This window comes from Crocosphaera watsonii WH 8501, from assembly GCF_000167195.1.
GTDB lineage: Bacteria > Cyanobacteriota > Cyanobacteriia > Cyanobacteriales > Microcystaceae > Crocosphaera > Crocosphaera watsonii.
This window is the reverse complement of record NZ_AADV02000145.1, coordinates 1-11,036: the sequence shown is the minus strand read 5'-3', so window position 1 is coordinate 11,036 and position 11,036 is coordinate 1. Positions and strand designations below refer to the sequence as shown.

Sequence of the window (11,036 nt, the reverse complement as noted above, 5' to 3'; positions counted from 1 at the left end):
TTTTGGAGAATTTGGGGTTAAGTTAACCTCCAATTTTTGGAGGAACCTTTGGGTTTTAATTTTCCACCATGGACGGTTGTGTTTCTAAACTTTTTGAGTAGTCTCAAGCCAATTTTTCGGTCTTTTATTCAGATTTTCCAGGGAGGCCCCAGCTGAAATTAAAGTCTTCTATATTTCCTAAATTTTTCTTAAAGTTATTTTACTGGTTTCCCGATAGCTTTTCTTCTTTCTTGATAAGATACTTTTCGTTTNTTAGCTACTTTTAAGTATTCCTTTCTAGCAATATTCTAGAGGTTCTCGCTTTTTTCTCATTTTACTCTAATGGTTTATAAAGATTATCTATTATTCTTTCTGTCTCAATTCTGGCTGNATTTAATATGCCTAAATCCGTTGGGTATTTGATGTCTGCTGGCGTACAAGTCGCATCTAAAATTAGTTTACCTTTGTTTTTTATTTTTTCTCCTTTTTCTTGGAGACAATCCTTTTTTTTTACTTCTTTATCACTCTTGTCTATTTCTCTTTTTACTATTTTTTTATTGATTTTGTTTATCAATTCTCCATCAATTCTTTTCCTAAAATGAACTAGCATTGAAGATTCCAGTGGTGGCTCTTGTTGATAACAATTTAAACCTATAAAGTATTGTAGATAGGGATTTTCTCTAATCTGTTCTATAGTTTCTCTATCACTTGTTCCTAATTTTCCCTTAATAATTAATGTCCCTAATGCCATTCTAAATAGTTTGGCTGGCGCACCTTTTTCTGCTGAAAAAAGTTTAGCATATTCTTCCTCAAAATCATCCCAAGGTATCAACTCTGCCATGATTACCCAACGATTATTGGGGGACAATTTGCCCTCGAAAGGTAATTCAAATTTTTCTGGGGGCGGTAAAGGTTGCTCCTCTTTTCGATACATTTGTTCTTGACCAACAACTGGGAGGTGTTTCTACCAATTATAGCGGTTTGTAGCCGACAAAGCTGATCTTTTTTGCGATCGCGAATATGGGTGTAACCTTTTAAAGAATAGGGTTTTGCTTTTATTCAGCAAACCCTAATTAGTGGGAATGATGGAGTTAATATCCAAGATGCTTATGGATCAATTGCACTTCATTATGCAGCAAAGGAAGGAGATACAAAGGTAATAGAATTATTAATTAATCATGGTGCTGATGTTAATGTTCAAGATAACGATGGTAGAACCCCACTCCATTATGCAGCACAGGAAGAAAATAAAGAGACAATAGAATTATTAATTAATAATGGTGCTGATGTTAATGTTCAAGATAACGATGGTAATACCCCACTTAATCATGCAGAGTGGAGGAAACATCGAGAGATAATAGTATTACTCAAAAAACACGGTGCAAGATAACCTAATTTCTATCCTTTTATATGTATTGTATTTGTCATACTATAGCAATCAGTAATAATACGTGAGAAGCTATAATACATCAGGACATAATACTATTATGTCCTGATGTATTATAGCTTCTCACATATCATTAATAATAAACACTGATATATCTTGATAATCAAGTAATATAAAAGTTAACCAATAAACCAAAAACTAAAATTAATTGTGCTGTCAAAATAATAATATAACTAGCAAACTTAATCCGTATTATACTTAAAAACAAAATCAAACTAGAAATATTAAACAGAGAATTTAATAATAAAAATGCTAAACCAGAACCATATAAGATAGAAGACAAAATGGGAGTTAAGAAATAAGCTGAACTCAGAGAATTAAGAGATAAAACTAAACCAAACACTATCATGATTAATAATTGGTTTAAAGGGGTTTCACCCCATTGAAAAAGTTGTGCTTGAGGTAGAAAAAATTGACAAACAGTAGAAATAGCAATCCCCACCACAAGAAAACTTCCTAATTCAATAAACTCTCGAACTATATTATCAAAAAATAAATATAATTGTTGTATTCTGCTCACAGAAGTCCTAACATTACCCTGAGATTCATACACTAAATTACCTGCACGTTGAAGGGGTTTAAAACCCTCTAAACCTGATAGAATAGTGCCAGAATGAACCAGACTAGAACGACTTTGTAGCACGGAAGAAGACTCATCTATGACAATAGATTTTTCTGGGTAGGCACTAAAAATTAAACCTACCAAAATAGCAATTAACCACCCTCCTAAAATCCTTAAAAATACTAATGTAGGATAATCTCCCAAAATTTGCCAACTGTTACTAATAATAAAAGGGTTAACAGTAGGAGAAGCGATTAAAAAACTGATACATAAAGGGATAGATACACCCTGCAATAATAACCGTCTTACTATGGGAAGATTACCGTATTGTCCCACAGGAAGTAAAAACCCCAAACTACTGCCAATAATCACTGCTAAAATACGAGTACGGGGTAATTTAGCAACTAATTGATCTTCATCTACAAAGACTAATAAAGCACTGGAAATAACAATACCAAGAAGAAGAAAAGGTAAAGATATTAACAGGTTACTGACAAATAAGGTATAAATATAATTCAGTTGAGACATATTCAAAAAGCCATAAGTGATAAGTGATAATTGATAACCTTAGTTTAAGGAAATTATCAATTATAGCAATCAGTAATGATTCGTGAGATTATCGAGATCCCCCCTTTAATTCCCCCCTTAATGATCCCCCCTTTAGTTCCCCCCTTACAAAGGGGGGCAGGGGGGTTAGGGGGGATCAGTTTCAACATTAATTCTCACAACTGATAAATGATTGCTATATCATTAAGTCGGTAGGTAAAAATAAATGTAAGTTTGTAGTAAGTCCTTTAGGAAGAAAAAGGTACTCATTATGAAGGCTGAAGCCTTCACTACGGACTGTTCTATTTTATATTTAATTACACTTACCTACTTAATTCACGTTTTCGACCAAATGTCAAGTATATTTTTTAGCATTTGCTGCTTCTCCACAGGTTCGAGGAGTGGGGAAAAGTTTACCGGGGTTGGCTAAATTATCGGGGTTAAATACCTTTCTTACCCATTGCATGGTTTCTAAGTCTATTTCGTTAAACATACAGGACATATATTCATTTTTATCAACACCTATCCCGTGTTCTCCTGATAGACTTCCTCCTAATTCTACACATAATTTGAGTATTTCTCCCCCTAATTCTTCTACTTCTTCCCATTGTCCAGGAACAGAATTATCATACAAAATTAAAGGGTGTAAATTCCCGTCTCCTGCATGGAAAACGTTGGCAATACGATAACCATATTCTTCACCTAATTTGTCAATTTTATCCAGAGCAGTAGCCAGTTGTGTACGGGGAACTACACCATCTTGAACAAAATAATCGGGACTAATATTACCAGCAGCAGCGAAGGCAGCTTTTCTTCCTTTCCAAAGTTTTAAACGGGTTTCGGGGTCATTCGCTGTTGTAATTTCTCTCGAGCCATGTTGACGACAAATATCGGCAACTTTCTTGTTATAAGCTTCTACTTCAACGGATAAGCCATCTAATTCTACTAATAAAATAGCTGCTGCATCCCTTGGATAACAATTGGTTTTGACTGTATCTTCCACCGCATTAATGGAGAAATTATCCATAATTTCCATACCAGCAGGAATGACACCAGAACTAATAATATCGGCCACCGCTTGTCCGGCAGATTCAACTGTAGTAAAATCAGCCAAAACAACAGAAATAGTTTCAGGGGTTTTGAGTATCTTTAAAGTGACTTCTGTTGCTACACCTAAGGTTCCTTCTGAACCCACAAATAAACCTGTTAAGTCATAACCTGGCATTTCAGGAATACTACCACCAACTTCGATAATTGAACCATCAGGAATAACTAATTTTAACCCCAAAACATGATTAGTTGTTACCCCATATTTTAAACAGTGAACCCCACCGGAATTTTCTGCTACATTACCACCGATAGAACAGATAATTTGACTGGAAGGATCAGGAGCATAATAAAAACCGGCCCCACTAACTGCTTGGGTTACCCAATTATTAATGACTCCAGGTTGCACCGTCACCCGTTGATTTTCTAAGTCAATGTCAAGAATTTGTTTCATGCGAGCAGTGACAATTAAAACGCAATCTTCTACCGGTAAGGCACCCCCAGATAGTCCCGTTCCGGCACCTCTGGCCACCCAAGGAATTTGATGATCATGACAGATTTTAACTGCTGCTGCCACTTCTTCCGTGGTGCGAGGTAAAACCACCACCGCCGGACTTTGACGGTAAGCTGTTAAACCGTCGCATTCGTAGGTCAATAATTCTTCTTTGCGACGAATGACCCCATCTTTACCGATCGCCGCTTCTAAAGCTTTGACAATGGGTCGCCATTTTTGATCCGTGTTGTTTAAAATTCGATTTAATAACATGGGGTTATAATTAATTCTTATGTTTTATTGTAGCTGATGTGTTCCCTGTTTTTTTAAATAAAAACTCATTATCCATTATCCATTGTCAATTACTTTTAATTATCCTCGGCAAACATAGCTTGTTGCTTATTAGAAATGGGCCAATCTTCATTTTCTCCGCCAATAATTAACTTTTTAATAACGATTAATTCTTGACCTAATTGAGTTAAAGCATTGATTAAAACATCGAGGGCAATTAAATCACTGGTTCCCAGATCAAACCAACAACGACCCCAAACTCCTTCGTATTCAAACTCAGCCATATTGTGCATGGGAGCCATCATCATTTCATCTGAAACTTTGGTATTATACTCCATATAACTAATTTCTACCCCCATATCTTGTACCTGAAGATTTTCGGCGTTAAATCCCCCCAGTTTACCTAAATAAAACCAGGAATTAAATACTTCTTCTAGATACTGTCTTTCCATAGGAGCCGGAACCGTTTCAAACTCCAACCAAATCCAAACATTAAAAGGATTAAACTCTCTAAATTGAACTTCCATAAGATCATTAACTAAGATGTAACATCACTATTTCTATTATTAAACTTCCAGAGTCCACTGGACATCCAATTGGTAATAATATGGGCAGTAATAGGAACCAATAAATTATCAGTCATTAAAGCACTATAACCAAGAGCAAACCCCACAATAGTGGCCCAAACCACATAAGGTCATTGTTGGGAACCGCTTAAATGGTAATATCCCCAAACACTAAACTAGACAAAATTAGTGCGAAGAAATCGTACCCTAAAGCCGGGTAACATCACCCCACGAAATAAGTAATTCTTCGCTGAGGCCGGGTAATAAACCTAACCAAAGTAAATCAGGCCAAACCAAAGGTTTTAACACCAATTGTAGGTAAGCATCGGCACTTTGACGATAAGCAGGCCATAAACGATAAACAATACTACTAGCAACAATGATGATACCGGCCAAAGCAGCCCCATAGAGCAGCCCATCGGGAGAAAATTGAATCTTGATCAAGGCTACAGAGCCAAAATATTGCCAGATTTTAGCTACGATTAATAAAATAATGGCAGTTACTCCCATTACCACTAAAATTTGGGTACGGGTTAACGGTTCCATATCAAAAGAATTAGGATTAGTCACAGGCTTGAGAAAGAGAGGACATAGTAGGACGTAAGGCATCAATACTAATGCCAGCTTTATGAGCCACCAAAACACCCAACGCCTCTAAATACGAGTTTACCGTAATTGTCTCCATTCCTAAGTATTCAGGGGTGACATTGAGGGCTGTGGTATTGTCTTTAACGGTGATAATACGGGTATTTCCTCCACTAAAACTGAGTATGGCACTACCTCCACAAGCGGTGTGAGGAATCACCACAGCATCCACTTCATCGGCCCAAATACTATTGGTTTGGGGTTGGCTGACAAACTGGGGCGCACGGCTTAACCCCACTAAGACACAGGGCAAAAATGTGTAGCCTAATTCTTCTGCTGCGGCCCGAGGGGAAATGGACTCATCAACTTCTAAGGGTTCTAAGGCCGGGGCGTGGGCGCAGGGAATGGCAAATTCACGGACAATCAGGTGAGAGATAACGGCTTCTGCCCCGGCTAAGGTATCAACCCCTTGGCCGTGACGATAATTATCTAATTCCACACTATCTACGTCATCGGGAAACCGAGCTACAACGGCGATGGCCTCTGCTTTACTCTTACTGATCAACTTGTCTGCTGCCCTCAGTAAACTTTCGGGGTGGCCAATGGTTCCCCAACTGGCTCCAGAATCTGCTGTACGCAGTTCTACTTCTAAAGGGGTATCCGTGACCACATAATCCGTTAAGGTCAGTCCTAGAGTTGCTCTAGTAGCATCTGCGGCTTGAATGTGACGGGTTCTTAATTCGGGTTCGATGCCTCGATCCAAAATTAATCCTACTCGGTTTTGATGGACGGGTTTAAGTCCCCATCTTCCTTGGGCAAAGCGATCTAAACCGTACCCTTCTACATAGAAAATATTGTCTAGGGGCCAATATAGTTGGGCCCCATTTAATACATTGGGATGGGTAATCAGGCGATGGCATACCTTAGCCATAGCCTTAGCTACAGGTAAAGCATCCCCTGCATAACCACCAATAGCGGCACCAATACCCGTAGGAACGATTAATACGGCGGTATAAGGACGATTAATCATTATAGTTACCAGTTAGCAGTCATTTTTCATTGTTCATTGGTAACAATGGCTTCTACTTTGGCAGTTTCTTTGTCCTTATCTACTTCAGTGATAGCCCAGCGTAGGGGTTCCCCTTGTTTTTCTAGGGTTGCTTCTACGTCTTTGACAGTGAGAGGGGTTTGTTGAAGATCGATTTCGGCTTCAATAAAATGGGTTGTCATATTAGTTCTAGCCAACAACTTACATCATGTATTGGTAATTGTATCAGTTATCCCGAGAGTGAGAAAAGAAAGATAACACGAAAACTAACACGAAAACTAACATGAAAACTAACATCCATATTTTATCCTGGTAGTCAAGAGAGTAAAAATAAATCTTAGTAAAGCAATGACAGCATTCAACTCTGTTAAACTCAACTCCCATTCTGCGATCGCCAGCCAAACTAAAGAGCTTCATCCTTCTATCCATAGCAAACTCAAAAGGGTGATAGATGTTATGGGAGCTTTGGTAGGGTTAATGATTACAGTCATAATCGCTATTCCTATTATGATAGGTATGGCTATCTCCGATCCTGGACCCCTACTGTACAGTCAAATTCGTTGTGGGTTACATGGCCGCCGCTTTCGGATTTGGAAATTCCGCTCTATGGTGGTTGGGGCAGATAAAATGAAACATTTAGTAAAAAATGAGGCCGATGGGCATATTTTTAAGAACACAAATGATCCCCGTATTACCTGTTTAGGGGTATTTTTAAGAAAAACCAGTTTAGACGAATTTCCCCAATTTTGGAATGTGTTGATGGGAGATATGAGTTTAGTGGGAACTCGTCCCCCAACAATCGATGAAGTAGACAAATATGATACTCATCACTTGCAACGACTCAATGTTAAACCTGGGATTACAGGAGAATGGCAAGTCAATGGCCGCTCAACTGTCAAAAATTTTGAAGATATCGTCAACATGGATCTTCACTATCAAAACAAATGGTCTTTATGGTACGATTTTAGTTTAATTTTTAAAACTGTTATTGTTGTATTCAACAAACAGGGTGCTTATTAATTTTTTGATTGGGTTGAACTTTAGCCCAATACTTAACCATTTTATTAGATCACGGTTTCTAAAACTTGGGATAAAATTGTCGCCATTGAATCTAAACTGTATGCTTGAATACACCTCTCTCTGGCTTTTTGCCCTTGCTTTTCTGCCTCTTCTAAATGATTAAAAATCCAGTTTATTTTGTTTGCTAATTGCTCGGGGGAACTGGGATCAACTAAGTAACCAGTATGCCCTAAAATTTCTGGTATATCTCCTACTTTGGTGGCTAAAATTGGCTTAGCCATAGACATTCCATCGGTTAATTTAATGGGAAATTGCGCCTTAGATGTTTTAGTTAATTGTTGAGGAACCACAATTAGATGGGCTGCTGCTACAATTTCAGGCATCTTTTCGGGAGATTGTTGTGGTAATTTAATAATCCAACGTTGCCATTTATTAATTAATTTGTTCACATAGCCATCTTCGATAATTCTGCCACCCACTAATACTAATTTTAAGTCTTCACGATTGAGTAAGTCCATTGCTTGTAATATATCTTCAATACCTTTATGGGGTCTAACCGTTCCGGGAAACATTAAAATTTTATAGTCAGACATTCCATATTTTTCTCTACTTTTTTCAGGAGAAAAGTTTTCAGGATTGAAGCGCTCAGTATCCTTGCCGTGGGGTAAATAAGTTCCCCCGTATTTATTACTCAAAAATCTGGTATTAATAGTAATAGCATCGGCGTATTTAATTAGTTTATGAGTCCATTTTTAATACCATTGATATTGGGGATTTCTAAAGACACCATCGGATTTGATAATATCTCTTAAAAGTTGTTTGGGTTTAACATAATATCGCCAATTATCTCCCCCAAACCAACTCATTTCCCAGTTATCAATATCTAAAATAATCGGTTTACGACTTTGTAGTTTTTTTAATACAGCTATTCCTAAGCTAGTGGGCCTAGGTTTCACCGCATAAATAATATCCCCATCAATTTTTTGCAGTAACTGCCAAATCGCTCCAATAAATTGCGGATAATCACTACCAGGTATCCATTCAACTGTTAGATAAGAAGGGGGTGGTGGATAAAGGGGTTGCCGAAAAGCACACCCTACAACTTTAACATCATAGTTGAGTTTTTGCAGGACTTCTGCTAACAAATAAACCCTGGTAACACCACCTCCAGATAAGTCTGGTGCTAACACAGAAATTTTCTTTTTCATGCTCATTTTATTCCTCATTTAATTGTCTTATTTAAGTTGCTGATTTAACCAACTCAAATAACCTTGATTTCCTTCTTGAATGGGTAAACTAATAATTTCAGGGACCTCATAAGGATGAATCTCTTGGATTGTTTTTTCTAGAGTTTGATAATGTTGTTGACTACTTTTAATTAAACAGAGCCATTCTTCATCTTGACATAGCTCATCTTTCCAATAATAATGACTGCTGATCGGACCAATGACTTGTACACAACCTGCTAGTTTCTTAGCTAACAAGGTTTGAGCAATTTTATTAGCATCTTCTTTGTTTGATGTTGTTGTTATAATAACAATAAATGGTGAAGACATAAATTATCCTTTCTCTCCATCGGCTTTACATTTCAGTCTTGAACAGTGTAACACAACCAGACTACTTATTACAGCCTAGAAGGCTGTGCTACCATTTCCTCATAATAGGTTACAATTTTCTCGTAATCTATTACCAACAAAATTATTAACGTATGCTTATATCAAAATCTAAATTAAGCCGTTTTTCTAATTTGGGCCTTGCTCAAATATTAATGTATCTTGGTATATTAATAATATTATTGTGGTTATTTATTGCTCTATTCGCTCCTATTTTACAAGCAGTTGGCTTCCTGAAAAATCCCACAGACTCATTGAGTTATATTCCTGGAGACTCTCCTAGTTTAAGTCATTGGTTAGGGACTAATATTAGAGGATATGATGTCTTCTCTCGTACTATTTTTGGTTCTCAGGCTGCTTTGAAAGTGGTTTTTTTGACAACAATTATATCCATAATAGTCGGCGTCCCTTTAGGATTAGTAAGTGGTTATCTAGGAGGAAAAGTTGATAAAATACTTCTATTCTTCATGGACACTATTTATACAATCCCTGGTTTATTATTGTCGGTAACTTTAGCTTTTATTTTAGGGAGAGGAATACTAAATGTGGCAATTGCTGTGAGTATTGCCTATGTTCCTCAGTATTATCGTATAGTTCGTAACCATACTACCAGTGTCAAAAATGAGTTATTTATCGAAGCAGCAAAAGCTATGGGAGCAACCCCAACTAGGGTTTTGTCTCGCTATCTATTTTTAAATGTTATTCAAAGTGTTCCTGTTGTCTTTACCTTGAACGCTGCTGATGCTATTTTAGTATTGGGTGGTTTGGGTTTTTTGGGATTGGGATTACCACAAGAAGTACCGGAATGGGGTCATGATCTCAAAGAAGCATTACCTGATTTATCTACAGGTATTTGGTGGACAACTTTATTCCCTGGAATGGCTATGACATCAATGGTGGTAGGATTATCTTTTATAGGGGAAGGTATTAGTGAAATGTTTAACCCTGCTTTGCGTAATAAACGATGAAAATTAAGGACATTGGGGAACAAGGACTATTAAAAAAAATACAATCTTTTTGTCCCCATGATATAATTGGGGATGATGCTGCTGTTTTGTCCCCTGATTCTCAGAAACAGTTAGTGGTAACCACCGATGTTTTAGTAGATGGGGTACACTTTAGCGATGTCACTACCCCCCCTCACTCCGTTGGTTGGCGTGCGATCGCTGCTAATCTTTCGGATCTCGCAGCAATGGGAGCTAGTCCCTTAGCCGTCACTGTTGGCTTAGCTTTAGACGGAGAGCTTTCGGTGGATTGGGTAGAGCAAATGTATCAAGGCATGAGCAGTATTTTAGCCGAGCATAACACAGCCATAGTTGGAGGAGACATTTGTCGTTCCTCAGTGACAACTGTGAGCATCACAGCTTTGGGTCAAGTTAGTCCTAAGCATATTATAAGGCGTTCTACGGCTCAACCTGGAGAGTTGATAGTCGTTACTGGGGATCATGGGATGTCACGAGGAGGGTTAGAATTATTACTCAATCCTAGTCTCGGGACTAACCTCCCTCAACAACAGCGAGATATATTCCTCTCTGCCCACCAATACCCTCAACCCCGTTTAGACTTGCTTCGGTATCTCTGGGAGATAATGGAAACCACTGTAATAACGGGTATGGACAGTAGTGACGGTTTGGGGGATGCTGTGCTACAAATCTGTGCTTCTAGTGGGGTTGGCGCACAGATACAGTTATCCAGTTTATCTTCAGTATCTATGATATCACAGTGGTTTAGTGCAGAGCAAGCCTTAAATTGGGTATTATATGGGGGAGAAGATTTTGAATTAGTGTTATGCTTACGAGAGAAGCGAAAAAACTGGTTGTAGTGAAGACTAGTTGTTGA

Annotated in this window: 12 protein-coding genes and 2 pseudogenes; 4 read left to right on the top strand and 10 right to left on the bottom strand. The window is 37.9% G+C overall.

Going from position 1 to position 11,036, the window contains the following annotated elements:
• Window positions 1–913 (bottom strand): annotated as a pseudogene (locus CWATDRAFT_RS25935) (transposase); the annotation flags it as partial.
• A 123-nt stretch (window positions 914–1,036) separates the two neighbouring features.
• Here CWATDRAFT_RS25935 and CWATDRAFT_RS42000 point away from each other — a divergent pair.
• On the top strand, window positions 1,037–1,369 hold the full coding sequence (locus tag CWATDRAFT_RS42000; RefSeq protein WP_081451016.1) for an ankyrin repeat domain-containing protein: 333 nt from the start codon (window positions 1,037–1,039) through the stop codon (window positions 1,367–1,369).
• A gap of 160 nt (window positions 1,370–1,529) precedes the next feature.
• Here the strand turns inward: CWATDRAFT_RS42000 and CWATDRAFT_RS25930 are convergent, their stop codons facing one another.
• From CWATDRAFT_RS25930 to CWATDRAFT_RS38870, 6 genes and pseudogenes are all read right to left on the bottom strand, one after another.
• Complete coding sequence (locus CWATDRAFT_RS25930; protein WP_007307789.1) at window positions 1,530–2,516, bottom strand: permease; 987 nt, start codon at window positions 2,514–2,516, stop codon at window positions 1,530–1,532.
• A gap of 373 nt (window positions 2,517–2,889) precedes the next feature.
• The gene (gene glcD, locus CWATDRAFT_RS25925) at window positions 2,890–4,347 is read right to left on the bottom strand and encodes a glycolate oxidase subunit GlcD (protein ID WP_007307788.1); all 1,458 of its coding nucleotides are present in this window, start codon (window positions 4,345–4,347) and stop codon (window positions 2,890–2,892) included.
• A gap of 95 nt (window positions 4,348–4,442) precedes the next feature.
• Window positions 4,443–4,892, bottom strand: coding sequence for a DUF3531 family protein (locus CWATDRAFT_RS25920; RefSeq protein WP_007307787.1), 450 nt, complete (start codon window positions 4,890–4,892; stop codon window positions 4,443–4,445).
• Window positions 4,893–4,903: 11 nt separating this feature from the next.
• Window positions 4,904–5,501 (bottom strand): annotated as a pseudogene (locus tag CWATDRAFT_RS25915) (CPBP family intramembrane glutamic endopeptidase).
• The gene (locus tag CWATDRAFT_RS25910) at window positions 5,494–6,546 is read right to left on the bottom strand and encodes a DUF3326 domain-containing protein (RefSeq protein WP_007307784.1); all 1,053 of its coding nucleotides are present in this window, start codon (window positions 6,544–6,546) and stop codon (window positions 5,494–5,496) included. Before CWATDRAFT_RS25910 ends, CWATDRAFT_RS25915 begins: the two are co-directional and overlap by 8 nt.
• Window positions 6,547–6,572: 26 nt before the next feature.
• Window positions 6,573–6,761 (bottom strand): hypothetical protein, encoded by a 189-nt coding sequence (locus tag CWATDRAFT_RS38870; RefSeq protein WP_231607067.1) that lies wholly within the window; start codon window positions 6,759–6,761, stop codon window positions 6,573–6,575.
• A gap of 151 nt (window positions 6,762–6,912) precedes the next feature.
• Here CWATDRAFT_RS38870 and CWATDRAFT_RS25905 point away from each other — a divergent pair, with 151 nt between their 5' ends.
• Window positions 6,913–7,584 carry a sugar transferase gene (locus CWATDRAFT_RS25905; protein WP_007307782.1) on the top strand — a complete coding sequence of 224 codons (672 nt, stop codon included), beginning with the start codon at window positions 6,913–6,915 and terminating at the stop codon, window positions 7,582–7,584.
• Window positions 7,585–7,628: 44 nt separating this feature from the next.
• Here the strand turns inward: CWATDRAFT_RS25905 and CWATDRAFT_RS41995 are convergent, their stop codons facing one another.
• The 3 genes from CWATDRAFT_RS41995 to cutA are packed head-to-tail and all read right to left on the bottom strand — an operon-like array spanning window position 7,629 to window position 9,140.
• A complete protein-coding gene (locus CWATDRAFT_RS41995; protein ID WP_007307781.1) occupies window positions 7,629–8,279 on the bottom strand; it encodes a glycosyltransferase family 4 protein in 651 nt (216 codons plus the stop codon).
• A gap of 57 nt (window positions 8,280–8,336) precedes the next feature.
• Window positions 8,337–8,810 carry a glycosyltransferase gene (locus CWATDRAFT_RS41990; RefSeq protein ID WP_412093271.1) on the bottom strand — a complete coding sequence of 158 codons (474 nt, stop codon included), beginning with the start codon at window positions 8,808–8,810 and terminating at the stop codon, window positions 8,337–8,339.
• 9 nt (window positions 8,811–8,819) lie between these two features.
• Window positions 8,820–9,140, bottom strand: coding sequence for a divalent-cation tolerance protein CutA (gene cutA / locus CWATDRAFT_RS25895; RefSeq protein ID WP_007307779.1), 321 nt, complete (start codon window positions 9,138–9,140; stop codon window positions 8,820–8,822).
• A 212-nt stretch (window positions 9,141–9,352) separates the two neighbouring features.
• Here cutA and CWATDRAFT_RS25890 point away from each other — a divergent pair, with 212 nt between their 5' ends.
• Together CWATDRAFT_RS25890 and thiL are read left to right on the top strand one after the other, a co-directional pair.
• Entirely contained in the window at window positions 9,353–10,165 is an 813-nt protein-coding gene (locus CWATDRAFT_RS25890; protein WP_412093273.1) for an ABC transporter permease, read from the top strand.
• Window positions 10,162–11,019, top strand: a complete 858-nt coding sequence (gene thiL, locus CWATDRAFT_RS25885) for a thiamine-phosphate kinase (protein ID WP_007307777.1) — start codon at window positions 10,162–10,164, stop codon at window positions 11,017–11,019. The genes CWATDRAFT_RS25890 and thiL overlap by 4 nt, the downstream gene beginning before the upstream one ends.
• Window positions 11,020–11,036: the final 17 nt, after the last annotated feature.